We start from the raw sequence: 24,816 nt of genomic DNA, 5'->3' as shown, positions 1-24,816 counted from the left end.
ATATGTCATCTCATCACATTGTTCGAGAGAATCAGGAACCTGCATTACTGATTGAAGACCTTTTCCTCATCGACGAAGAGGGCTTGGGGCAGCTGCTGGAATGGAGCCCCACAATTGTCATTGAGGCGGAAACCATCGATTTATTGGATGCGCGTGGTTATAAGTTCGATATCGTTTTTACAAAAAAATCCATTAACGATTCACAGGAAAATTTAAAGATCATTTCCTATGATAATGATTTTCTAAAGACGGCTATAGAATACCTGATAGCACATCAATACAAAGCGGTGAATATCCTGACTGATCAGCTTGATGTGGCTTATTACCATCCCTATCTGGAGCAGATTAATGTTGTCCTTATCACGAATGGAGTTCGCTATTGTTTTGTGACAGCAGGCTTCACCAAATGGAAGCCTACAGGGGAAAGAATCCGAATTGAGGGGCTTGATGCTGATGAAAAAAACACGCACGAAGGCTTGATTAAGATCAATGACAACGAATACGAAATGGAAAAAGACGGCTTATTTGTCCTTAAATTTTCCCATATAAAATACATTTTAATAGGAGAAAAGATTGCATGATAACAATAGAATTGGCAGAACAAAGCGATATCAGAAGCATTTCAAATATGGCGCATAGTATTTGGCCTGTTACTTATGGAGAGATACTTTCACAAGATCAAATTGACTTTATGCTCGAAAAAAGTTATACTGTTGAAGGACTTGCAGAAAGTATGGTTAATGGCCAATTTTTTTATGTCTTGAAAGAAGATGGTATCGGTCAGGGATTTATTGCCTTGCGAACTCTTGAGGATCGTATACGTATTGAAAAGCTCTATTTGATGCCCAATGTGCAAGGAAAAGGCTTCGGAAAGGCACTGATAGACTTCGCTTCAGAAAAAACACGACTAAAAGGTAAAGGTATTCTTGAACTAAATGTAAATAGAAATAACCCTGCTTACCATTTCTATTTAAAGCAGGGCTTTGATGTGGTTGAAACTATTGATATTCCTTATTATGATTATGTGCTAAACGACTATGTTATGCAAAAGGAAGTCAAAGCTTCGGCTGTTTCTTAATCTTTTAGTTTTTCGACGCGGGAAGGTGTTTGTCTGCCTTCTACAATTCCCGAGGTACCTATCGCGATAGCTTCTATACTGGAAATAATGTTCTGAACGTTTAGCGTAGATACCTCATCCTTTACGGTGTGGTAGTATTCATCCTTGTCCATTTGAGAGGTTGAGAACGAATGTGCCGGAACTCCCTTGGCCGCTAATACTGCATTGTCGCTTCGATAAAACAGATTTTGTTTGGTATAAGGATCTGGGTAGAATTTGAAGGTTGTATTTTTCAGATTCTCCTGCATCAATTCGCCCAGATTGGATTGATCATATCCCGTGATATATACCGTATTGGGGCCGAATTTTGAATCTTTTCCAATCATTTCCATATTGATCATCGCGACTACCTGGTCCGCATTGATATGGTTGGAAAAATATTTTGAGCCATACATGCCAAGCTCTTCTGCGGTAAAGGCGACAAAAATAAGGGTCCTTTCATTTTTATTCTGTTTTTTGTAGTAATCTGCCAGGGTCAACATCGCTGTTACGCCCGAGGCATCATCATCGGCTCCGTTGGCAATAGAATCTTGGCCTACTGCCGGAAGAATGCCAATATGATCGTAATGTCCCGAAAAGATGACGTATTCGTTGGGTTTACTTTTGCCAGGAATAATTCCCGCCACATTAAACAAGGGGAAATTTTGAAGTTTCCGTTCAATATGAATTTGAAATGTTTTGGGCTTTTCCGCTGTCAAAAGGTAGACAATCGATGGTTTTTGTTTGGTGGATTCCTCTATAAATTTTGGTGCGTTGAGCATTTGACCAAAACGTACAAAATAGCTTTCAAAGGAAGGATCTACCAAGACCAGTGTATTTTCTTTGGCCAGTGAATGTTCTCTAAATACTTTCGCAAAATCATCGCCCGATTTTATTTCGACGATGTTAAGGCTACTTTGATTATCCCACTGTAAATCCACGTGATTTCCAAGTGAAATAATATGGTCAGCTGCAATAATCTGCTTATTGATGGTTGCTGATTTACTTATCGGAGAGATTTTATCCAATTGGAATGTTTGCCTATAATTTTGTTCTGCGTAGGGGGTAAGGCCTATTCTCTTCATTTCAGCAGCGATAAAATCTGCAGCAGGTTCGATGTCTTTTGTCAGCGCAGACCTACCGCGCATATCGTCGGCGGCTAAGGTATTGAGTATACGGCTCACATCTTGGCGTTCCTGTGCGGAAATGACTTGCTGTCCATAAGTTACTGCCGAGAGTGCTAGTAAAGATATAGACAGTATAATTTTAGGTATTGAATTCATATAAAGCTTAGTAAAGTCTGGGTGAAGATAAGGAAAATTCTACAAGCGAATTGTGCATGCAAAAAACTTCCTAAAATGATCCAGATAAAATGATGCGAAGATAGGGAAAACCCGTCTAGCATTTCTAACGCCGTTAATACACTAAAAATTGAAGTATTTTTTATACTATTCTCACGAACAATGACTGATTTTGAGCATCCATGAAAGCGAACACTTTCGGAAAAAATGTAGTATATTTGACTATTAAATTGTTTGAAAATGAAAGAAGTATCTGTACAAGAATTAAAGAATAAAATCGATAACAACGAAGATTTTCAGTTGATAGACGTTCGTGAATCCTTTGAGTATGAAGTATCAAATTTAAATGGATTGAATATTCCACTTTCAGGTATATTGATCGAAGCGGATAAGATTGCGAAAGATAAACCTGTTATCGTACAATGTCGTTCTGGAAAACGTTCTGCACAGGCGATTATGTTATTAGAACAACAGGGTTTTGACAATCTTGCAAACTTAAAAGGCGGAATTTTAGCTTGGAAAGAGGAAATCGATCCAGAGTTAGACGTTTATTAAGATGAAGAATTTGGAGCATCAGACTAAGCAAGCTTTCTTGTTTAGTCTTGCTTTTTATAGCGTAGCTATTTTAGTGCGATTATTTAACCTTGGTATATTCCCCATATTAGGTAGCCTTTCCATTCTATTGTCTCTCCTATGGGTAATATTGGTTCTACGGGAAATCATGCTTTCGAGGACAATTTCTAACACAGAAAGGATGCTGATGGCTTTGACGATCGTTTTATTAAACATTGTTGGGGGAGCATTCTATTTCTTTGGAGGATGGAGACAACGGGTATTGGGATTAATAAAAAAGTAATATGTTAAAGTATTTTTTTCTAAATATAGTGTTGAGTTTGGCTATTGTATTTTTAATTTACAGTGGTTTCGAAGGGTATAAGGCCGGCAACATGTTGGTAACGGGATTATCCATCGCCTTTTTGGTGGTTTTGATCTACCTCCGCGTTGTTTTAAGTAAACGCGTTCGATCGCTTATTCAACAAAAAGAAAGCGGTAAACAGCAACCTACTACAAAACAAAAGAAGAAGTAATAAAAAAAGCCTGCTTTAAGCAGGCTTTTTTTATTACTTCACAAATGGTGGTTTTGTTACTTTTGCTTTTATTTTTTGATTGCGGATCAGAATAAAGATCTCGGTGCCGTCTTTTGAAAAAGCTGTATCCACATAACCCAAACCGATTGATTTTTTCAATGTTGGTGATTGCGTTCCCGAAGTAACACGTCCAATTACATTTCCATCAGCATCAACGATTTCGTAATCATGACGAGGAATGCCTCTGTCAATCATTTCGAAACCAACAAGCTTTTTCTTTAGACCAGCTTCTTTTTCCGCTTTAAGCGCCGCAGAATTCACAAAGTCTTTTGTAAACTTCGTTACCCAGCCCAAACCGCCTTCTAAGGGGGACGTATTATCGTCGATATCATTTCCGTACAGGCAGAAACCCATTTCTAGACGTAAAGTATCACGGGCACCTAAACCAATTGGTTTGATTCCATAAGCTTTACCTGCTTCAAAAATAGCATCCCATACTTTTTGGGCATCTTCATTGGCTACATATATTTCAAAACCTCCAGCGCCAGTATATCCTGTTGCAGAAACCAATACATTTTCTACACCCGCAAATGTACCTTTTGCAAAGGTATAGTATTCCATTGGAGCTAATTCGATATCTGTAAGCGATTGAAGTGCATCAGCAGCCTTAGGACCCTGTACCGCAAATAAAGAGGTTTGATCAGAGATATTCTTCATCTCCACACCATCTGTATTGTACTTGGAGATCCAGTTCCAGTCTTTCTCAATATTTGACGCATTCACAACCAAAAAATATGTCTTATCGTCTATACGGTATGTTAGGAAGTCATCAACTACACCGCCAGTTTCATTGGGGATATAAGCATATTGAACTTTGCCATCGTATAATTTTGACACATCATTGGAAGATATTTTTTGAAGTAGATCCAAGGCTTTTTCACCTTTTAGGATGAATTCACCCATGTGGCTTACATCAAAAACTCCTACACCTGTGCGAACTGTTTCGTGCTCATCATTGATGCCTGTGTATTGTACGGGCATGTTGAAGCCTGCAAAGGGAACCATTTTTGCTCCTAAAGCAATGTGCGTCTCCGAAAGGGCAGTATTTTTTAACATAAAAATTAAGTTTTAATCAGCTACAAATTTAATAAAATATACGTGATTCCTCACGGTGAATCCATTTTAGAACAATCGATTTAATTGCTTACCCGGAGCGAATAGATGGTCATATGATTATCTTCGCTATCGGTATCTTCACATAGTAGGAAAATTAGGCCATGGGCAGTTTCCTCTTTCAATGTGATTCCTTCAAATTTATGCTTTTCGGGAATTTCGAATGTCTCGGGTTTGCCGGAAAGATCGGAAGGTATTTTTCCAAGGAGGGAACCACTGATCTCTCCATCCAGATAAGTCGATTTTGCATTTTCGGCGGTAGCAATAAAATAGATTTCATTTCCAACCAGGGTCGCATCTGAGAAACCTGTCGATATGCCATTGAGCTTGGGTAGTTCAATCGGGATACAGCGGGATTGTTCGGCAGCAAGCGGATGATACTCTAAAATGGCATTTATGCCTTTAGGGCCATTTCCCCGGTTAAAAAATAAGATCTTATCTTTTAAATGAACTACGCCTTCAATATTGAAGTCTTCTTTGGAAATATTGAATTTCTCCATTAAGGAAGAATAGATGTTACTGTAGTCTTCCTGAAGGACTGTTTTGCCGTCCCAAATAAAACGAGTGTTTCTGTTTGGGGTAGAACCAGAGCCATAAAGATAATAGCGGCTTCCATCGAAAGTGATCGATTCCAAATCCATTTTAGCTGCTTTAGCCCTATTCTCCATCGGATCAGACTGGCGTAGTGCCGTTTTAGACAACTTTTGGTCTGTGATACTATAGCTGTAGATATAATTGCTATTGTCAGAAACGATATGGATTTGCCTATCCTGATAGACAATACCAGAAGCTGCGGTAATACCGGATATGCTGATAAAGGCTTCGAGAATCAATTTTAACATATCGCGTTGAGATTTAATATTTCCAATACCCGGATGAAATCGGGTTGTAGGGGTGCTTTGATATGAACGTCTTCGCCCGATAAAGGATGTTTAAAGGTCAGTTCCGAGGCATGCAATAGCATGGTATCCATTTGGTAGGCTTCTTTCCAGAACTTGTTTTGTTTATTGCATCCATGCGGGCGATCGCCGATAATGGGATGAAAGATATGCGCAAAATGGCGACGTAACTGATGCATACGACCTGTAATTGGGTTGGCTTCGACGAGACTGTATCGTGCTGTCGGAAATTTTCCGAAGGGAACGGCCAACTCGCCTTGAGCAAGTAAGCGAAAAGATGTTTGTGCTTCCTGAACGGTGCCATCGTCCCTTTTTAAGGGATAGTCAATCAGGCCTTCTGCTGGCGCGAAGCCCCTCAGAACAGCGAGGTATTTTTTGTCGATCTTACGCTCCTGAAAACTTTTTTGTAAGTATTGGTCCGTCTCCTTATTTAATGAAAATAACAGAATGCCTCCGGTCTTCCGGTCCAAACGATGTGCGGGATAAACGGTTTTTCCTAATTGGTCCCGAAGGAGCTGTAGGGCAAACGCTGAAGCATCGCGCGCAATAGCAGATCGGTGCACCAATAGTCCATGTGGTTTATTGATTGCAACGATGGATTCGTCTTGATAAAGTATTTCTAAAGGCATGTTAAATCTTTTTCAATGCAGCAATAATTTCGTCGGCCTTTTCATCAATTTTTGGGCTCAGCCAGATGTATTTAAAAGCTCCGCCACCGATAATCTGTTCTGTACCCTGCCATTTTATTTTGGTTAGCGAAAACAAATAGTAGTTGTCTACCACAACGGAACTTTGGATAAATTTATCGACGATGTCATTTCCGAAGAGCTGCATCCCCAATCCGAAAAACTCTTGATCTTTCGCATGAAGCTGGCTTTTCAATAGCTGTTCAGCTTTCGCGCGTACAACCTTTTCGTGTTCCTCTTTGCTTGGGTTAGTCAAAATTGCGGCCAGCATGACGACGATCAAAATCAGTGCAAATATTCTTTTTTTACTCATTTTAAATTCGAGATTAAGTTTTGGATGTCATAACGGGATGACTATCGACATCAAAATTATTAAATAGATATTAGATATAGCGCATTGTTTCCCCTGAAATACCCAGGATTCCATCTTAGTGGGAGAATGACAGGAATTGTTGGCATTAGATACCATTCAGCAGCGAAAAAGCCCAGGAGAATAATGTCCAAATAAGATACAATGTTACAGCGATGAGCAGGAAAAAGACAATCAGGATACTGATGACGATTCCGATACCTGAACCCGTATGTTTTCCTTCATAATAATGTTGTCTGAGTAATTTGATATTCTTTTCGTTGGCTTTGCTAAAAAAATCGAGCAGGTTTCCGAGGAAAGGAATGCTACCCAAAACAGCATCAATCGAGATATTGAGTAACATGCGTATGACTAATTTTGGACTGGCGCCGTTACGCCACATGGCTATGACAAGAACCAGAGAGGTTCCGAAGCCCGCTATCGCGCCACCTAAGGGGATGAGATTCAAGACTGGATCAAGTCCGAAGCGAAAGTTTCCAATCTTGAATTGATTATCCATTAACCAAGATATTCGGTCAATCCAACCGAAATCTTGGTCAATTTGTTTTAATTTATCTGCTGGAGTTTTTTCCCTATGCATGATTACAATAACTCAAATGAAGCGCTGATTTCACTCGTAACTTTCATCGGTCTGATATTTAAATCTAACCCACTGTCACCAGCGCTGTCTGCTGCTTCGGCCATAGCACCTTTATACATGGCATTACGCATCATCGGTTGTACGCCAAATATAATTTGTTGTGGTGTTTCAGATAATACGATCGCTTTACCAATTTTTTGGCCTGCGGCTTCTGCCAAAATTTGAGCATTGACTTTTGCATCCAATACCGCCTTGGTTTTTAAACTTTTTTCCAACTCCTTTTTCTTTGAATAATCATATTCGCTAATATAGGTGCTTTGGATACCGGCTTTGTCAACACCGTCTAATAGTTGGCCCAAATTGTTCAAGTTGGTTACCTTAATACGGTATTGTCTGGAGAGCAAGATATCGGTGTCTTTTTTCTTTTTATCCGGAACATTATAGCTCCAGATATTCTGGATGGTAAAATCTTCTTTTTTTACACCCGCTTTTGTCGCCGAATCGAACAGATCTTTTTCTAGCTTTTCTATTGCGGCCTTTTTCTTCGTGTTACCGTTCTCATAAAACTCTTTTAGGGTAACATCAATATAGATAATATCTGGTGTTACTTCTTCTTCTGCACGGCCTACCGTAGATACAAATTCTTTATTAACCATTTGTTGCGCGTTTAGTTGAGTCATAAAACCTAAAAAGGCAAGTCCTAATAGTATTTTTTTCATATTTTTCGTCTTTAACTTTTTATAATAATACGATTGCCATTATCGCATTGCTACAAGATTGGAGCCAAAGTTGATGAAAAAGTTTAACGGATAAAAAAAATAAAAAGGTTAAGATTTTTGATTTTATTTCTCTACCTTTAGGGAAATTAATAATATAGTGCCATGCAAGAAGGTAAAGTAAAATTCTTTAATGAGACCAAAGGTTTCGGTTTCATCATCCCTAACTCAGGCGAGAGCGAAATTTTTGTTCACGTTTCTGGATTAGTAGACAAAGTTCGTGAGAATGACAATGTATCTTACGAAGTTGAACAAGGCCGTAAAGGTCTTAATGCGGTAAATGTAAGAGTTATCTAATTAGATTCAAGATATATTTATTGTGAAAAGGCCTATGCGAACAGCATGGGCTTTTTTATGCAGTTGTATTTTATGAGCCAGGTTTGATATTATCCTTTAGCATTGGCAATTCCAAAGAGTAGATGCGGGGGGGGGGGTTGTTATGGTCGGTTAAACATTTTGGACTGATAATTGTAATGAAGTGTTTAAAATATGGAGATTAAGATGAAACGCACTTTGTTATTGGTTCTTTCTATTGTCATAGCGGTTTCCATGTCGGCATGTTATTCCACTCACCACCATGGGCATAGGCATGGGCGAGGTCCGAAAAAAATGCCGCCAGGTCAGGCTAAGAAATACTATGGAGAGCAGTCTGCTCGCGATTTTGCTCCCGGGCAACAAAAGAAAAAACACAGACATTAATTCTAGTTGGATGCTAGAGAATCAAATCCGTTACCATTCCTAGGGCGGTGAATTTTCGTTAGTTGATCGGGAAAGATCAAAAATAGAATTTAAATAAAAAGCGCTTTCACAATTTTGTGAAAGCGCTTTTTATATGGGCTATCCTTAAGCAAAAGGATCTTTATCCGGAGCTGGTGGCGCAGGATTTGACGGTTGTGAACTTCCGAATGGATCCTGTGGCCGAGAAGAACCAAAAGGATCTTGGCTTTGATTAAAGGGATGATTTGAGCCGTTTTCAATCGCCTTGGGGTCTGGACCATATTGATTTGAAGCCTTGTCACCTTCCAAAACCAATAGGTAAAGCAGATAGATCCAACCAATAAATGGAATCAAGGCGACTAATATAAACCAGCCTGATTTATTGGTGTCATGTAGTCTTCGGACCGTAACGGCTATCCCTGGAATTAGTAAAGCTAAACTTACTAATCCTGAGACATACGTAAATAAGCTTGCAATTTGTCCCAGTATTCCAAATACTGCGCTAATGATAAGATTTGCAAGGAAAAACATCCAATATTCCTTTCGGCGGGCTCTTCCTTCAAAGTTGGCATAGTTGTCTCGAACAACCTTTAAAAAGTTTTCTTTAAGTTCCATATCTTTAATACTTTTTTAGGTGAAAATGATGTTAGTAAACCAAATGTTATTTCAGTTTTGTTACAATAAATGTACCAAGAATTTATCTGGGAGGATAATTTATGTTAGCAAGTGGTTGATTGCCAGCGCTGTGTTTGCCCTGTTTTTTGTTTAGGTTGTTTTACGTTTCACCGGAGATATTTATTCCCCGTTATCCAAGGGGCGCCTATTGAACCTTTTAAATAGAAAGCTGAAATTATTTATCTAAAGATCTCTTCGAGTATATAGAGCGATTTTATTTCTTTAAAATTTGTGCGGTGGAGACGATAAAAGTCGAGCACTTTTTCCAGTAGGAATTGTCGATCAGAACTGCTCATTTTGATGCGGTCGCAATTCGAATATTCGGATTCGATTAAATTTCTGAAAATAGACGTATGTGGTTCCTGTAATACAAGCGGATGTTCAGGAAGGCTATTGGAGAAGGTCGCTTCATGGAGATTAAAATAAGGGTGGGCCTGCTTAGATTCAGCCGGATAAAACCCGAGAAAACGGGTTAGCTTGATTAAAAAAACAAGATGAAAATTGGCCAGATTTAAATGCGTTTCATCCAGCCAACGGATAGATTGGTGGATGAATTCAAAAAGGTAGGGGTCGTTTTCCTGTTCCTTCAGAATTTTATAGAGTATTTCATTCAGAAAAAGAGCGAGGGAGCTTTTGACAATATCATAAGGAATTTCTTGCAGGACAGGGACCTGACGAGCTTCGGCAATCCGCTGTAATGATCCATTATCTTTATGAGTAGCGACAATCTCTAATAAATGTAAGGGTTGAAGGATATTGGCCTTGATCTTTGCTTTAGGCTTCCTTGCGCCGGTAATGAGATAAGATTGCATGCCAAACTGTTCGGTGTAGAGCTGTACCACAAGGCTACTTTCCGAATAGTTGGTTGTTTTTAAGACGATACCTCTAGTTTTGTTCAGCATTCCCTTCTTTATCTTTTTTATGCGCTTCTTCACGCATCTCAATAATGGCATTTCGGTCTACCTTGCGAATCATGCGATAGATTAAAGTTAGAAAACCGATACTAAATACAATAACTCCGACAAGCATCGCTAGTTTATACCAATTGGAGCGCTGTTCCATGAGGTAATATCCCAAGATGACAAGTACGACACCGATGATTATTTCCCTTAAGCCCTTGCGAAGATATTTGTTCATAAATGTGAATTGTTGAAAACTATTTTTCTTTACAGAGCAAATATAATACAATAAAATCCTTTATTTTTGCTCTTACCATTCCTGTGTAGAACTATTTTTAAAAATAATTCCAATTATCTTGTTGCTTATCCAAAAAAAAATATAGATATTTGCAAACTCTTTGCAGAGAGTGCAAAGGATTAACATATTGTAATAAAGACAACAAAAAAATAATATCATGTCAAGAATTTGTGATTTAACAGGCAAAGCGGCGTTAACAGGAAATAACGTTTCTCACTCAAACGTTAAAACTAAACGTAAATTCTATCCAAATTTACAAACTAAACGTTTTTACATTCCAGAAGAAGATCGTTGGATTACGTTAAAAGTATCTACTTCTGCTATCAAGACTATCAACAAGAACGGGATTACAGCAGCGATCAATAAATTTATCGTTAAAGGGTCAATCTAATTGATTGTCGCGCCTGTTACATTAAGATTATTCATGAATTTCAATCCTATAGTAGGATCAAAATAAAGTAAAACAATGGCTAAAAAAGGAAATAGAGTACAAGTTATCTTAGAATGTACTGAACACAAAGAAAGTGGTCTTCCGGGAATGTCTCGTTACATCACTACTAAAAACAAAAAGAACACAACTGAGCGTTTGGAATTGAAAAAATTCAACCCAGTATTGAGAAAAGTTACTGTTCATAAAGAAATTAAGTAAGTCACACATCTTAGCCCTTGAAAGAGAAGCTAAGTAAAATATTAATATACCATGGCAAAGAAAGCAGTTGCATCGTTACAAAAAGGTGGCGGTAAAGAATTTACAAAGGTTATTGTTACTACTAAATCTGCAAAAACTGGCGCGTATACTTTCAAAGAAGGTATGGTTCACAACGATAAAGTGAAAGACGTAGTTGCAGCAGCTCAAAAATAACTAGTAGCATTTTCCTTTTTTAAAGTTTTTCTTTAAAAAGAATTCGATAAAAATAGCCGTTTTGGTATCCTACCGAAAGGGCTTTTTTTGTTGAGGACATTTGTTTATATTTGGACATCAATTTTCACTACTACACTCCATGGGATTATTTGATTTTTTTAAGAAAAAACCACAAACACAAGAAGAAGAACAGGCCTTAGATAAAGGTTTGGAAAAAACAAAAGAAGGCTTTCTTTCCAAGATTACAAAAGCTGTCGTTGGTAAGTCAACAGTAGATGACGATGTGCTGGATAATCTGGAAGAAGTTTTGGTTACTTCTGATGTTGGGGTTACAACTACCTTAAAAATCATTGATCGCATACAAGCCCGTGTTGCCCGCGATAAGTACGTTTCTACTTCTGAGCTAAACAATCTCCTGAAAGAGGAGATTCAGACGCTACTGGCAGAGAACAATAGTGCTGATTTCGAGAATTTCAATTATGGCGATCATAAACCATACGTTATTATGGTTGTAGGTGTTAATGGAGTTGGCAAAACAACGACCATTGGCAAACTGGCTCATCAGCTCAAACAAGCTGGAAGCAAAGTTGTATTGGGAGCAGCAGATACCTTTCGGGCCGCGGCTGTTGATCAACTTAAATTGTGGGGTGAGCGTGTTGGCGTGCGTGTTGTCGCTCAGGCAATGGGCTCGGATCCTGCTTCAGTGGCCTATGATACCGTGAAATCGGCAGTGGCAAATGGTGAAGATGTGTGTATCATTGATACCGCAGGCCGTTTGCACAATAAGGTTGGCCTAATGAATGAGCTCACGAAGATCAAAAATGTGATGCAGAAGGTTGTTCCGGGTGCACCACATGAAATCTTGTTGGTCTTGGATGCGTCGACAGGGCAAAACGCCATTGAGCAATGTACGCAGTTTACGCAGGCGACTGATGTAAATGCCTTAGCATTGACTAAACTCGATGGAACAGCTAAGGGTGGGGTGGTTATTGGTATATCTGATCAATTTAAGATCCCGGTGAAATACATTGGTGTAGGAGAGAAAATAGGTGATCTTCAGTTGTTTAACAAAAAGGAATTTGTGGACTCCCTTTTCAAATAGAGTCTACCTTCTAATCATATGAAGACAAAATACGCGAAACCAGCGCCTTTGATCAATAAACCACGTGTCAATGTGGTGACTTTGGGCTGTTCGAAAAATATTCACGATAGTGAAGTCCTGATGGGCCAGTTAAAGGGCAATCAGATGGAAGTCGTGCATGAAGCATCCAATATACAGACGAATGATATCGTCGTCATCAATACCTGCGGTTTTATTGATAATGCCAAACAGGAATCGATTGATGCGATCTTACAATATTCGGATTTAAAAGATCAGGGTAAAATCAATAAGGTGATCGTTACAGGTTGTCTTTCTGAACGATATAAGCCAGAGTTACAGTCTGAAATTCCCAATGTTGATGCCTTTTTCGGTACGAATGATTTGCCGGATCTGTTGTCATCCATTGGAGCTGATTATCGGCATGAATTGTTGGGTGAACGCTTATTGACAACACCTTCGCATTTTTCTTACTTTAAGATTGCCGAAGGATGTAACCGTCCCTGCTCTTTTTGTGCAATTCCCTTGATGCGTGGTAAACACGTTTCCAAATCCATTGACGATCTTGTGAAAGAAGCAAAATTTCTCGCGTCGAACGGCACGAAAGAATTGATTCTGATTGCACAAGATCTGACCTATTATGGCTTAGATATCTATGGAAAGCGCAATCTTTCTGATTTAATGCGCCATTTGTCAGATGTTGATGGTATCGAATGGATCAGACTGCAGTACGCCTATCCTTCGGGTTTCCCAATGGATATTTTGGACGCCATGAACGAACGTTCAAATATCTGTAATTACTTGGATATGCCATTGCAACATATATCTGATCCGATGTTGAAGTCTATGCGAAGAGGTACAACAAAACAGAAACAGATCGATCTTGTCAACGCAATACGTGACAAAGTTCCAGATATCGCCTTGCGTACGACATTAATTTGTGGTTATCCAGGTGAAACTGAACAGGATTTCCAGGAGATGTTGGATTGGGTTGAAGAGACCCGTTTTGACAGGTTAGGCTGTTTTACCTATTCTCATGAGGAAAAGACGCACGCACATTCGCTGGAGGATAATGTGCCACAGGAAGTAAAAGAAGAGCGTGTGGAAGCTATCATGGAAGTGCAGCAAGGTATTTCGTATGATATCAATCAGTCCAAAGTGGGTAATACGTATAAAGTATTGGTTGATCGGGTAGACGGCGATTACTTTATCGGCCGCACAGAATACGATTCTCCAGAAGTAGACAATGAGGTCTTGATTCCTGCTGCAGATTCTTATGCACGTATTGGTGATTTTGTTCAGGTAAAAATCGACCGAGCTGAAGATTTCGATCTATATGGTGAAATTGTAAGGAAATAAGTTTTAAAGCTTATAGATAATAATATAAACAAACGGGCCTCCTTTATTCAAAGGAGGCCCGTTTGTTTATAGACAATTGTCAGTAAAATGATATAATTTAAAAGCGGGACAAGCTTTTTGTGAAAATTCACTATTTTGTCGACGCAAACTAGATACATTTGTAAGCGTACAATCCCCATTTTAAACAATCTATAGCCGTTTAAAATCAGATTCAAGAAAGCCTGTCGTTTCATGGTGAATCATCCTTCTGATTAAAATTGAAAATAGGTTCTATTTAGCAAAAAAGATGCACTGCCATGTCAGCTTGCTTTGGGGATTTTCGTTATCAATTAAGAATAGAGAATAATTAATAAAATTTGCAGATGAAGGCAACTTATATTGAATATAGTGAAACAAATAGCTTCTCTAAGACTTTATTGGCTTATTTGGCGCATGATGAAGCCTTAAAATCTTTTGTAGGAAACTGGCCTACCTGGGCTGGTTTTGAAAATCAATTGAACGAAAAGAAGAAATTTGAACACCGGGAGATTCTTGTTGAGCGTCTTAAAAAGCAATACGGCGAGCTATTAAAGGAATCTCCTGCTGTAGCTGCCAATATAGAGCTGTTGCTCGACCAGAATTCTTATACCATCACGACGGGACATCAGCTCAATATTTTTACCGGACCTTTGTATTTTATTTTTAAAATCATGACGGCAATACGTTTGTCCGAAGATTTGAAGAGCAAACACCCCGATAAAAATTTTGTTCCTGTATATTGGATGGCGACCGAAGATCATGATTTTGAAGAAATCAACCATACGAAAGTCTTCGGTAAGAAAATTAGTTGGGATACTCCTGCAGTTTCTGCTACCGGGCGAATGGATACAGCAACAATCGTTGATGCTGTGAAGCAGTACACAAATATTTTGGGGCTTTCCGAAAATTCGACTAAACTTACACGGATTGTGGAAGAAGCCTATTTGAACCATGATCGATTAGCAGATGCAACACGGTATATGGTCAATGAGTTGTTTAAGTCTTACGGTCTTTTGATCGTCGATGCGGATGACCGGGAATTGAAGGAACTGTTCAAGCCAATTATTAAGGAAGATATCTTATCTGAAAAAAGCTTTAAGGCAATAACAGCGCGATCGGAAGAGTTGGAATCAAACGGTTTCTCCACCCAAGTGCATGCTCGAGAGATTAATTTCTTTTATTTGACGGATGAATTTCGGGAGCGCTTGGTGCTCGCTGCGGATGGTCGATACGAAGTATTGCACCAGAATATTTATTTTACGAAGGCTGAGCTTGAACATGAGATTGATCATTATCCAGAGCGTTTCAGTCCAAATGTGGTTATGCGTCCGATGTATCAAGAAATTATACTTCCCAATCTTGCTTATATTGGTGGTGGCGCCGAAATGGTCTACTGGATGCAATTGAAGTCTAACTTTGACCAATATCAGGTAGATTTTCCAATTTTGATACCGCGCAATTCAGCGATGATAACAGAGGACAACGTTGCGGCTAAATTATTTCGCGTTGATCTAACCTTTAAGAGTATCTTTCGTCCAGCAGAAGTGCTGAAAAAAGAATATGTTCGACGTCATACCAAAGAACGTTTGAATCTTAATGACGAATGGATGGAGCTGAACGCTATTTTTGGTAAGATAAAGTTACGAACCCACAAAATAGATCCAAGTTTAGGCCCTAGTACGGAAGCGGTAAAAGCGCGGTTAAAAAAAGCGATCAATAATTTGGAGAAAAAGCTGATGAAAGCCGAAAAGCGAAATCATCAACATGCTTTAACGGATATTGATAATGTGAAGGAAAAGCTCTTTCCTGGCGGAGGACTACAGGAAAGGTCTGAAAATTTCGCGTTACTCTATGTCAAATACGGAGATAACCTATTTAGGGATCTTTACAAATACTTTAATCCATTGGATTTTAAGTTTACAATTTTGTATTAGCAAGTCAGCTTCGGCTGACTTTTTTTTGTGATGTTATTCGCAAGAAAGACCGTCGGTTCGGATCATTTCTGTTGGTGTTTACGAATCATGCAGGCTTTTTGCAGATACGGTCTATTTCTATCCCTATTTAAAATGCTTTTGTTGCATGTTCCGATATTACCTTGTTTTTTTTAAAAGCGCTTTCATTTTTATTAATATATATTTTAAAATGCTTTGTTTATAATTTCATAATATTTCGTTTAGCTCCTGTTAACAGTTTCGGTGTAGTTTTGCTTTCATTATCACAACCAACAACTAAATGAAAGAATTTTTACTCACAACATGTGCCATTGCGCTTGGAACAGGTTTGTACGCCCAAACGACCCAAGCCGGGTTTTCCGGCAAGATTACGGACGAAAATGATAAAGGAGTTCACGGAGCTTCAATTGAAGTACGTAATGAATCAACGGGTTTCACAACGAAGACTTCGACCAATGCAAATGGCGATTTCAACTTTAAGGAGTTGCCTTTAGGCGGCCCATACACGATCAAAGTAACTTATATAGGCTATGGTGAACAAGTGCGTTCGGGATTTAATTTAAATCAAGGCGATATTGTCCGCCTGAAGATTCCTATCCAAAATACCTCAAATGTATTAGAAACGGTTGAATTAACAGGAATAAGTACCCTAAAGAATAAAATAGAAAATCTAGGTGCTGCTACAGCGGTTACGGCCAAGGATATTGCGAAATTGCCTGTCAACGGTCGGAATTTTACTTCGCTGATGGACCTGTCTCCTTTGAGTAAGGGAGATAATATCGGTGGTCAGTTGGGTTCCTCTACTAATTTTACGATTGATGGTATGAATGCCAAAAACCCGACTTCTGCAGGTTCAACAACCAGTCGTAGTGGTGCTCCGTTTTCCATTTCGATAGAAGCCGTTCGTGAATTTAAAGTGGTCACCAACCAATATGATGTGACTTATGGAAGAGCAGGGGGAGGAACAGTCAGTGCGGTAACCAAACAAGGAACAAATCAAACGCACGGAAGCGCATGGCTTTATTCAAGGGCAGATTGGTTGTCCAGCCCATACGATATTAGAGGAAACAAACGAAGCAATGATTTCTCTACGTATCAATATGGATTTACATTAGGCGGTCCCATCATTAAAGACAAGTTGCATTATTTTGTAGCTTGGGATCATCAACGCGATGCCCGCCCGTTGATTATCGCAGATATCAATTCGCCAGCAGATGAAAAGCGTTTCAATGTTACACAATCGACCCTCGATGAGTATATTCGTATAGGACGTGAAAAATATGGATTGAGTAATGATAGACAATATGGTTCTTTCGATAAGAAACGAAATTCTGATGCCATATTTGGTCGTATAGATTGGCAGATCAATGAAAAGAATTTATTGACAATACGGAATAACTTTACAAGTGACCTCAATAAGCTTGGTCTAGAGGATAATACCGCCATCAATTTATATGAATCATACGGAAATGACAAGAATATTGATAACAGCTTTTTAGCGACTTTACGTACTTCCATTTCCCCAAAGCTTACCAATGAACTGAAATTGCAGCACCTTTATACTTTTCAAAAAAGTAGTCCTGGAGATATGTTGCCTAGTCAAAATATCCCCCGTGCCATTGTAGAGAATGTGGTGTCTACCATTGACGGAAGTAATTTGTCGACCAATATTCAATTAGGCGGTCACCGGTTTGCACAGGAGTCCTTTAAGAATAATGTCGTACAGTTGGTCAATAACCTGTATTATAGTACGGACAATATCAATTACACCTTTGGTGTGGATTTGATGTATACACATGCAAATTCGATTTACGGAAGTGAAGTCAACGGACGTTTTCATTTTAGGGAGGATGCTAACAATACGGCATTGCAAAATTTTGCAAACCTAAAACCTTATGCATTTTACCGGGAGGTCCCTTTGGTGGCCGATCCCACTGTGATCGGTAAGATATTTAATGCCGGTGCGTATGGACAGTTGCAGACCAAATTGGCGAAAGGATTGGATTTGGTTGCGGGACTACGATTGGATTATGGTCATTATCCAACCTCTCCTCTAAATGAAGAGTTGCTGAAAGAAGTGGGGGTACGTACTGATCACAAGTTGAAATCTTTTGTTGTACAGCCTCGTTTCCAGATGACTTGGGATGTGAATGAAGAACGAAAAGATTTTTTCCGTGTAGGAGCAGGTATCTTTGCATCTGATATTAATAATTATATGACCATCAATAATTTAACTTTTGATGGGAAGCATTTTGCGACAGTAGATGTTCGTGGTAACGATGTGCCTACACCTAATTTTGTGGGGTACAGACAAGATCCGTCAACAACGCCAACCCTGGCACAATTTCAAGTGCCAACAATCAACACCTATGGAGCTGATGCGAAAATACCAGTGGTGTACAAGGCCAATGTATCTTACACGCATTTCTTTACAGAAAAGTTAAAAGCGAGTCTTTCAGGATATATGAATCTAGGACGCAACAACTACATGTATGTTGATCGTAATATGGTTCAAGATCCGTTCTTTAGATTGGCGAATGAAGATAATCGTGGGGTATTCGTACCGGCGACGGCTATTGTCAATGGTGTTCCAGATTGGAAACAGGGAAGGATTTCCAATAAGTTTGGACGCGTGTTAGAACTGAACTCTGAGGGAAAAGTAAATCAGTTTGCAGTTGTATTGGATGCAAGTTATCAGTACTACAAAGATGGATCGATTTCTGTAAGCTACACGTGGAACGATGCGAAAGATAACACGTCCTACAATGGGAATGTTGCCAATACAGCGACCTTATCGCTGGCGGTAAAGGATGATCCAAGAGATTTGAGTAAGATGAGTTATTCGAATAATCAATTCCGAAATAAAATTGTTATTTATGGTACACTACCTACATTTTATGGTGTCAGTGTAGGGGTTCGTTATTCGGGAATTGGTGGAACACGCTACAGCTTGCTTGCTGGAGGTAATATCAATGGCGATTTTGTATCCAATTCGAATGACTTAGCCTTTATTTTCGATCCCAATAGTCCAAATACGCCAAAGGCTTTGGCAGATGCCATGAATGCGTTGTTGGCGAATGGTGAAGCCAGTCAAAGTCTGAAAGATTATATTAAGAAGTACGAAGGTAAGATGGCCGAAAGAAATGGCGGTATCAATAGCTTTTACGGTTTGATTGATTTAAGAATAGCTAAAAAATTCAACCTTTACAAAACACATGCTTTAGAGCTTTCAGCGGACATATTCAATGTTGCAAATCTCTTTAAGAAAACCTGGGGTGTCAATGAATCTTTAGGTAATCAATCGTTGTATGCTGTATCAAAAACAGCGGCAGCAAATGGAAATCCCGAAATTCCTGCATTTGACCCTGTTAAGCAACAGTTTAATTATAGATTGAACAACTCTGGTATTGTATCACCTTCGGGGAATCCGTACCAATTCCAATTGGGATTGAGGTATTCGTTCTAACTTGACTGGAGAAATAGGATTGGATTGTTTTAGAAAAGATAATGCCCCTGAGAGCAATGGCTCAAGGGGCATTTTTATTTGTCTATTAAATAAGCCTGATTAGGCAAAATAGGCTTATTTTAAAAAGAGCAGCCTAACTGCATCATTATGCTTGGGACTAGCTCAGTATGTTTTCTTTCGGAAGAAAAACTTCAGCCATCATGTGGCGTACACTTCCACCACCACATGTCTCGATAACATGTAGATCTTGATGGATGATTTTACCATGCTTTTCCAATTGCGCTGTTTGGTATAAAGTCAATGAGGATAACGCCTGATTGCTCAGGACAATAAAACGATTACCATATTTATTTCTCACCTGGAGGCAGTTTGCTGCAAAAGATTCGAGTTGGTTCTCATTGATTTCAATGATCTCTTTGCCTGTATCTTTTAGACTCTTCAGCAGGGTTTGGAGTTCAGCCTGATTATCGATTGCCTGTGGGCATAAGATGGCAAAGTCTTCGCCTACGGCTAGCACCACATTGGTGTGATAGATAGGTCTCCGCTCTCCATGGACAGTTTGGAAGGCGTGAAATACAACAGGTGTGTAGTTTTCAGTCCTGCAGTATTCGTCGAGCATATCCCGGTCTGCCCTTTCGGATAAGGCACAGTAGGCTATACGGTGAGCGCGGTCCAAGACAAGTGCGCCAGTGCCCTCCAAATATTGTTTATTGTTTTCGGCTTCACTGAGATCCTTAGTTAGTTTTACATAATAACCGTTTTGCTTCAATGGACCTTCGAAATCCAATAAATGTTCTTTTCGACGATTGGGAGCAAACATGGGATAAAAAATTATTTTTCCATCCTGATGAAAGGAGACAATATTATTGGGGAATATACTGTCGGGACTTTCTGATTTCTCGTCGTCCTGAATGACAGTCACCAAAATTCCATGTGACTTCAATTCATTTACTAGCGCGTCGAACTCTCCTTGCGCTTCTTTGTTGACTTCTTCTATACTGAGGTTTTCGATATCCTTTTGGAAGAAATTGTTGACCGCAGTCTGTTCATTTTTACGGAAGACAGAGGGTCTTACTAAAAGAACGCTGTCTGTTACCTGTTTTCTCATGGTTTATAATTGTTACTTCGCTGTTTTATATTCGTTAAAAAGAAATGATATTCGTTTTTTGTGATAATTTACATTTGTCAAAAGAGATGCTTCCCTAGCTGGATAATGTTTTCTTCGTTAAGATTACTGATAACAAAACACCCTTGATATCAGTTGTTCTTAGCAAAAAAATGTATATCGTTATTTCGAAGTCACTTTACAATTGGTACATATACTAATTTATTGAAAATTCATTGGCATTGCAAAAAAGAATAGTGAAGTAATGAAAGAAATGCGGAGGTGAAATAACAGATAACCCGGTGTTTTTTTGAAATTGTAGCAAACGATTGTTGTATTGTTTGTTATATTTATAATGAACAATCTGTATGTTTGAGGTTATTCCAAAAATTAATTGACAAAGACAATCGATTGCATTTCAGTAGCTCAGTAAAACTGACTTTTTATCCACTTTTTTGCTTCGTTTTCAGTCATTTATTTTGCTATCTTTGCTCATCCAAAAAACGACTGTTTATAAGAGAGTTAATTGCCTAATTATTATGTCGCTAACTATCTATAAGCGTTAACTTTTTGCACACATGAGCAATATACACTTCCAAGAAAAATTCGAAAGTCGCCACAATGGCCCAAGTCCAGTTGAAGCGAATGAAATGTTGGCTAAATTAGGCGTTTCGTCAATTGACCAACTTATTGACCAAACGGTCCCTTCTCAAATTCGTGCTCCAAAACCTTTAAATCTTCCTAAAGCATTGTCTGAGGTAGCCTATTTAAAGCGTATTGCGGAAATCGCTGAGAAAAATAAAGTTTTTAAATCTTTTATTGGTCAAGGTTACTACGATGTAATCCTTCCGGGCGTAATTCAACGAAATGTATTTGAAAACCCAGGATGGTATACGCAGTATACTCCTTATCAGGCGGAGATTGCACAAGGTAGGTTACAAGCTTTATTGAACTTCCAGACTGTAATTTGTGACTTTACTGGTTTAGAAATTGCAAATGCTTCTTTGTTGGATGAGGCTACGGCTGCAGCTGAAGCCATGTTTATGCTTTATTCAGCTCGGAAAAATAAAGATGCTAATGTTTTCTTGGTGTCGAACAATGCCTATCCGCAGACGATTGATGTATTGAAGACCCGTGCCTTGTCTTTTGGTATCGAGCTTAAAATTGCGGCTATTGCTGAATCAGAATTAACAGACGATGTATTTGCTGCATTTGTTCAATATCCTGCTGCTGATGGTTCAATTGTTGATTATAAATCATTTGCAGCTACAGCGCACAGTAAGCATATTACCGTGTGTGCGGCGGCAGATTTGATGAGTTTAGCATTGCTAACGCCTCCAGGAGAATGGGGTGCAGATGTTGTTGTTGGTAATTCACAGCGTTTTGGCGTACCGATGGGCTTTGGTGGTCCTCATGCAGCCTATTTTGCGACACGCGACAGCTTTAAACGTAATATCCCTGGTCGTATTATTGGTGTTACTTCTGATTCAAATGGAAAGTATGCATTGCGTATGGCTTTGCAGACTCGTGAACAACACATCCGCCGTGATAAAGCTTCTTCAAATATTTGTACTGCACAAGCTCTTTTAGCGATTATGGCTTCTTTCTATGCCGTGTACCATGGCCCGGAAGGAATCAAAAATATAGCCTCACGTATCAATGCATTGGCTAGCCTGTTGGATCAAGCAATACAATCATTGGGTTATACGCAATTGAATGCAGCTTATTTTGACACACTACGTGTAGACTTAGGTGGTCATGCTGGTGCTTTGAAATCTGAAGCCTTAAATAACGAATTAAACTTCTATTATAATGGTTCGGAAGTTTCAATTGCTATCGACGAAACAACCACATACGAAGATATTAAGACGATCGTCAAAGTATTTGCTAAAATTCAAGGTAAAACATTGAATGACGTAGATTTCGATACATTAGAAGAGAATTTAGGTTCTTCAATTCCTGCCGATTTAGTACGTACTTCTGCTTACTTAACACATCCAAACTTTAATAGCTATCATTCTGAACATGAGATGTTGCGCTATATCAAATCGTTGGAAGCAAAAGATTTATCGCTTTGCCACTCGATGATCCCATTGGGCTCATGTACGATGAAATTGAATGCTACAGCTGAAATGGTGCCAGTTACTTGGGCGAGATTTGGCGGTTTGCATCCATTTGCTCCGACAGATCAAACTTCTGGATATATGCAAATGATTGGCGAATTGAATGATTGGTTGTCGGAGATCACTGGTTTTGCAAAAATGAGCTTCCAACCAAATTCAGGAGCACAAGGTGAGTACGCTGGTCTGATGGTTATTCGTGCTTACCATGAAAGCCGTGGTGATCACGGACGTAATATCTGTTTGATCCCTGCTTCTGCACACGGAACCAACCCTGCTTCTGCTTCTATGGCTGGATTGAAAGTGGTTGTTGTGAAATGTGATGAATTGGGAAATATCGATATTCCAGATTTAAGAGCAAAAGCGACTGAACATGCTGCAAACTTGAACTCACTGATGGTGACTTATCCTTCTACACACGGTGTATTTGAAGAGTCGATCATTGAAGTCTGTGAAATTGTTCATGCAAATGGCGGTCAGGTTTATATGGACGGTGCGAACATGAATGCACAGGTTGGATTGACAAGCCCAGGGCATATTGGTGCCGATGTTTGTCACTTGAACCTCCATAAAACATTCTGTATTCCTCACGGTGGTGGAGGTCCAGGTATGGGACCTATCGGTGTTGCAAAACACTTAGTTCCTTTCTTACCTAACCACGAAGTGGTTTCGACTTCTGGTGAAGAGGGTATCTCTGCTGTTTCTGCAGCTCCATTTGGTTCAGCATCAATCTTGCTTATTTCTCATGCTTATATTTCAATGATGGGTGGTGAAGGCTTGACAAATGCGACAAGAACCGCAATATTAAATGCAAACTATATTAAGGCACGTTTAGAAAATGCGTATCCAGTACTTTATTCAGGTACTAACGGACGTTGTGCACACGAAATGATCTTAGATTGCCGTGGATTCAAAAACTTTGGTATCGAGGTTGCAGATATTGCAAAACGTTTGATGGATTATGGTTTCCACGCACCGACAGTTTCTTTCCCTGTTGCAGGAACATTAATGGTTGAGCCTACTGAATCGGAGTCTAAGGCTGAATTGGATCGTTTCTGTGATGCATTAGTTGCTATCCGTGAAGAGATCGCTGCGGTTGAAGCAGGTGACGTGGACCAAGCTAACAATCTACTGAAACATGCACCACATACAGCTTCGGTTGTAACTGCAGATGAGTGGGACAGACCTTACAGTCGTCAAACTGCCGCATACCCATTGGAGTATGTAAGAGAACGTAAATTCTGGCCTTCAGTAGGTCGTGTGAACGACTCTCAAGGTGACCGTACATTGATTTGTTCGTGTCCTTCAATTGAAGAATACGCCGAAGCATAATCTCGGTAGTTATAACGGAAGGCCTCTATACTCGCATAGAGGCCTTTTTTTGTGCAGCGCAGTCCCATTCGGCAGTATTTAGAAAAAACAAGTAACAGGTAGAAATTTAGGTCGCGCTTTAAGGTCTAAAGATCGTATGCGAACAGATTTTAAAATTTAGATTAATTATATTATTTTGTTCTTTTTAGCGTTTTAATTAAAACTGATAATCATGAAAAGACAATGGAAAGTAATGCCTGTTCTCTTAGGACTGGGCCTTTTGGTCGCGAGCTGCGGCAACAGCAAATCCAGTGAAGGTGGTGAAGATGCTAAGGAGAAAGAGGCTGGGATTTCGGATGTAGTTAAGGGAGTATCCAACTTGGGCAATCTGAGTGATGGAGCAAAAAAATTGGAAGACCTTAAAGCCAAACTTAAATCCGAGAAACCCTTAAGTTCGGAAGAGTTGAAGGCTTTTTTACCGGAAAGCTTAGATGGTTTAAAAAGAACGTCCTATTCTGGCGGATCAATGTATGGGGCAGAAGTTGTATCTGGAGAGGCAACGTATACCGTCGATAACCAGAAGGAAATTAAAGTCAATATCATTGATGGCGCGGGCGAGACAGCTTCGGCAATCGTGGGTTTGGCGCAAATGGGCTTCATGGTAGATTCAGAGAAAATTACAGATACTGAAATAGAAAAAACTGGCGAATTTGAAGGTAAACGGGCAAAAACAACTGATAGTAAAGGAGTGGAAGGCTCAACGGCAAAAAGCTCCGAAATAAGTTATCTTGAGAAAGACCGCTATCTAATTACTCTTCGGGGAAACGGGTATAGCCTCGACGAGCTGAAAGGGTTTTTGGCAAAATTGAACCTAAGCGCATTAAAATAATAAAAAATGTAATTTCAGTTAAGCAGGAAATGCATGGTTGACATGGGAAAGGCTCAAACATTGGTTTGGGCTTTTTT

26 protein-coding genes are annotated in these 24,816 nt (G+C 39.3%); 15 read left to right on the top strand and 11 right to left on the bottom strand.

Features of this window, described 5'->3' with window-relative positions; all coding sequences use genetic code 11:
• Nucleotides 1–2: 2 nt before the first annotated feature.
• Together AACH28_RS15890 and AACH28_RS15885 are read left to right on the top strand one after the other, a co-directional pair.
• Nucleotides 3–581, top strand: a complete 579-nt coding sequence (locus AACH28_RS15890; protein WP_341830958.1) for a thiamine diphosphokinase — start codon at nt 3–5, stop codon at nt 579–581.
• Nucleotides 578–1,078: a GNAT family N-acetyltransferase gene (locus AACH28_RS15885; protein WP_341830957.1), complete on the top strand. Its 501-nt coding sequence runs from the start codon at nt 578–580 to the stop codon at nt 1,076–1,078. Before AACH28_RS15890 ends, AACH28_RS15885 begins: the two co-directional genes overlap by 4 nt.
• Here the strand turns inward: AACH28_RS15885 and AACH28_RS15880 are convergent.
• Complete coding sequence (locus AACH28_RS15880; protein WP_341830956.1) at nt 1,075–2,379, bottom strand: M20/M25/M40 family metallo-hydrolase; 1,305 nt, start codon at nt 2,377–2,379, stop codon at nt 1,075–1,077. The two genes, AACH28_RS15885 and AACH28_RS15880, sit on opposite strands and share 4 nt — an antisense overlap.
• 258 nt (nt 2,380–2,637) lie before the next feature.
• Between AACH28_RS15880 and AACH28_RS15875 the strand changes: the two genes are divergently transcribed.
• Together AACH28_RS15875 and AACH28_RS15870 are read left to right on the top strand one after the other, a co-directional pair.
• Complete coding sequence (locus AACH28_RS15875; protein ID WP_070562591.1) at nt 2,638–2,952, top strand: rhodanese-like domain-containing protein; 315 nt, start codon at nt 2,638–2,640, stop codon at nt 2,950–2,952.
• A gap of 302 nt (nt 2,953–3,254) precedes the next feature.
• On the top strand, nt 3,255–3,485 hold the full coding sequence (locus AACH28_RS15870; protein WP_341830955.1) for a DUF6358 family protein: 231 nt from the start codon (nt 3,255–3,257) through the stop codon (nt 3,483–3,485).
• A 33-nt stretch (nt 3,486–3,518) separates the two neighbouring features.
• On the opposite strand, the gene gcvT is transcribed toward AACH28_RS15870, so the two are convergent.
• The 6 genes from gcvT to AACH28_RS15840 form a co-directional block, all read right to left on the bottom strand.
• On the bottom strand, nt 3,519–4,601 hold the full coding sequence (gene gcvT, locus AACH28_RS15865; RefSeq protein WP_075990455.1) for a glycine cleavage system aminomethyltransferase GcvT: 1,083 nt from the start codon (nt 4,599–4,601) through the stop codon (nt 3,519–3,521).
• 80 nt (nt 4,602–4,681) lie between these two features.
• Nucleotides 4,682–5,500: a DUF6929 family protein gene (locus AACH28_RS15860; protein ID WP_341830954.1), complete on the bottom strand. Its 819-nt coding sequence runs from the start codon at nt 5,498–5,500 to the stop codon at nt 4,682–4,684.
• Complete coding sequence (locus AACH28_RS15855) at nt 5,494–6,186, bottom strand: pseudouridine synthase (RefSeq protein WP_070562582.1); 693 nt, start codon at nt 6,184–6,186, stop codon at nt 5,494–5,496. Before AACH28_RS15855 ends, AACH28_RS15860 begins: the two co-directional genes overlap by 7 nt.
• Before the next feature lies 1 nt (nt 6,187).
• The gene (locus tag AACH28_RS15850; RefSeq protein WP_312483081.1) at nt 6,188–6,556 is read right to left on the bottom strand and encodes a DUF4359 domain-containing protein; all 369 of its coding nucleotides are present in this window, start codon (nt 6,554–6,556) and stop codon (nt 6,188–6,190) included.
• 145 nt (nt 6,557–6,701) lie between these two features.
• Nucleotides 6,702–7,193, bottom strand: a complete 492-nt coding sequence (locus tag AACH28_RS15845; RefSeq protein ID WP_312483082.1) for a DUF4112 domain-containing protein — start codon at nt 7,191–7,193, stop codon at nt 6,702–6,704.
• Between the two features lie 2 nt (nt 7,194–7,195).
• Nucleotides 7,196–7,912 carry an SIMPL domain-containing protein gene (locus AACH28_RS15840; protein ID WP_312483084.1) on the bottom strand — a complete coding sequence of 239 codons (717 nt, stop codon included), beginning with the start codon at nt 7,910–7,912 and terminating at the stop codon, nt 7,196–7,198.
• Between the two features lie 162 nt (nt 7,913–8,074).
• Here AACH28_RS15840 and AACH28_RS15835 point away from each other — a divergent pair, with 162 nt between their 5' ends.
• Together AACH28_RS15835 and AACH28_RS15830 are read left to right on the top strand one after the other, a co-directional pair.
• Entirely contained in the window at nt 8,075–8,266 is a 192-nt protein-coding gene (locus AACH28_RS15835; protein WP_046672593.1) for a cold-shock protein, read from the top strand.
• Nucleotides 8,267–8,470: 204 nt separating this feature from the next.
• Nucleotides 8,471–8,668 carry a quinol oxidase subunit 4 gene (locus tag AACH28_RS15830; protein WP_341830953.1) on the top strand — a complete coding sequence of 66 codons (198 nt, stop codon included), beginning with the start codon at nt 8,471–8,473 and terminating at the stop codon, nt 8,666–8,668.
• Between the two features lie 144 nt (nt 8,669–8,812).
• Here the strand turns inward: AACH28_RS15830 and AACH28_RS15825 are convergent, their stop codons facing one another.
• The 3 genes from AACH28_RS15825 to AACH28_RS15815 form a co-directional block, all read right to left on the bottom strand.
• Nucleotides 8,813–9,301 carry a DUF805 domain-containing protein gene (locus AACH28_RS15825; RefSeq protein ID WP_088159767.1) on the bottom strand — a complete coding sequence of 163 codons (489 nt, stop codon included), beginning with the start codon at nt 9,299–9,301 and terminating at the stop codon, nt 8,813–8,815.
• 239 nt (nt 9,302–9,540) lie between these two features.
• On the bottom strand, nt 9,541–10,263 hold the full coding sequence (gene recO, locus AACH28_RS15820) for a DNA repair protein RecO (protein ID WP_248932758.1): 723 nt from the start codon (nt 10,261–10,263) through the stop codon (nt 9,541–9,543).
• Entirely contained in the window at nt 10,247–10,498 is a 252-nt protein-coding gene (locus tag AACH28_RS15815; RefSeq protein ID WP_075990463.1) for a hypothetical protein, read from the bottom strand. The genes recO and AACH28_RS15815 overlap by 17 nt, the downstream gene beginning before the upstream one ends.
• Before the next feature lie 217 nt (nt 10,499–10,715).
• Here AACH28_RS15815 and rpmB point away from each other — a divergent pair, with 217 nt between their 5' ends.
• The 7 genes from rpmB to AACH28_RS15780 all read left to right on the top strand — a co-directional run bounded on the left by rpmB (nt 10,716) and on the right by AACH28_RS15780 (nt 19,314).
• Entirely contained in the window at nt 10,716–10,949 is a 234-nt protein-coding gene (gene rpmB, locus AACH28_RS15810) for a 50S ribosomal protein L28 (protein ID WP_046672597.1), read from the top strand.
• 75 nt (nt 10,950–11,024) lie between these two features.
• Complete coding sequence (rpmG, locus tag AACH28_RS15805; protein WP_002998409.1) at nt 11,025–11,207, top strand: 50S ribosomal protein L33; 183 nt, start codon at nt 11,025–11,027, stop codon at nt 11,205–11,207.
• Between the two features lie 51 nt (nt 11,208–11,258).
• Nucleotides 11,259–11,420 (top strand): DUF4295 domain-containing protein, encoded by a 162-nt coding sequence (locus AACH28_RS15800; protein ID WP_075990464.1) that lies wholly within the window; start codon nt 11,259–11,261, stop codon nt 11,418–11,420.
• Nucleotides 11,421–11,559: 139 nt separating this feature from the next.
• On the top strand, nt 11,560–12,522 hold the full coding sequence (ftsY, locus tag AACH28_RS15795) for a signal recognition particle-docking protein FtsY (RefSeq protein WP_046672598.1): 963 nt from the start codon (nt 11,560–11,562) through the stop codon (nt 12,520–12,522).
• A gap of 18 nt (nt 12,523–12,540) precedes the next feature.
• On the top strand, nt 12,541–13,878 hold the full coding sequence (gene rimO, locus AACH28_RS15790) for a 30S ribosomal protein S12 methylthiotransferase RimO (RefSeq protein ID WP_341830952.1): 1,338 nt from the start codon (nt 12,541–12,543) through the stop codon (nt 13,876–13,878).
• Nucleotides 13,879–14,240: 362 nt separating this feature from the next.
• On the top strand, nt 14,241–15,830 hold the full coding sequence (gene bshC / locus AACH28_RS15785) for a bacillithiol biosynthesis cysteine-adding enzyme BshC (RefSeq protein WP_312482364.1): 1,590 nt from the start codon (nt 14,241–14,243) through the stop codon (nt 15,828–15,830).
• A 298-nt stretch (nt 15,831–16,128) separates the two neighbouring features.
• Nucleotides 16,129–19,314: a carboxypeptidase regulatory-like domain-containing protein gene (locus AACH28_RS15780; protein ID WP_312482363.1), complete on the top strand. Its 3,186-nt coding sequence runs from the start codon at nt 16,129–16,131 to the stop codon at nt 19,312–19,314.
• A gap of 157 nt (nt 19,315–19,471) precedes the next feature.
• Here the strand turns inward: AACH28_RS15780 and ctlX are convergent, their stop codons facing one another.
• Nucleotides 19,472–20,422 (bottom strand): citrulline utilization hydrolase CtlX, encoded by a 951-nt coding sequence (gene ctlX, locus AACH28_RS15775; protein ID WP_341830951.1) that lies wholly within the window; start codon nt 20,420–20,422, stop codon nt 19,472–19,474.
• A 575-nt stretch (nt 20,423–20,997) separates the two neighbouring features.
• Here ctlX and gcvP point away from each other — a divergent pair.
• Both gcvP and AACH28_RS15765 read left to right on the top strand, forming a co-directional pair.
• Entirely contained in the window at nt 20,998–23,871 is a 2,874-nt protein-coding gene (gene gcvP / locus AACH28_RS15770; protein WP_341830950.1) for an aminomethyl-transferring glycine dehydrogenase, read from the top strand.
• A gap of 211 nt (nt 23,872–24,082) precedes the next feature.
• The gene (locus AACH28_RS15765; protein ID WP_341830949.1) at nt 24,083–24,739 is read left to right on the top strand and encodes a hypothetical protein; all 657 of its coding nucleotides are present in this window, start codon (nt 24,083–24,085) and stop codon (nt 24,737–24,739) included.
• The last annotated feature ends 77 nt before the right edge of the window (nt 24,740–24,816 follow it).

This window comes from Sphingobacterium thalpophilum, assembly GCF_038396785.1.
Taxonomy (GTDB): Bacteria; Bacteroidota; Bacteroidia; order Sphingobacteriales; family Sphingobacteriaceae; genus Sphingobacterium; species Sphingobacterium thalpophilum_A.
Note: the sequence above shows the minus strand (reverse complement) of the source record. Positions and strands in the feature narration are given on the sequence as shown.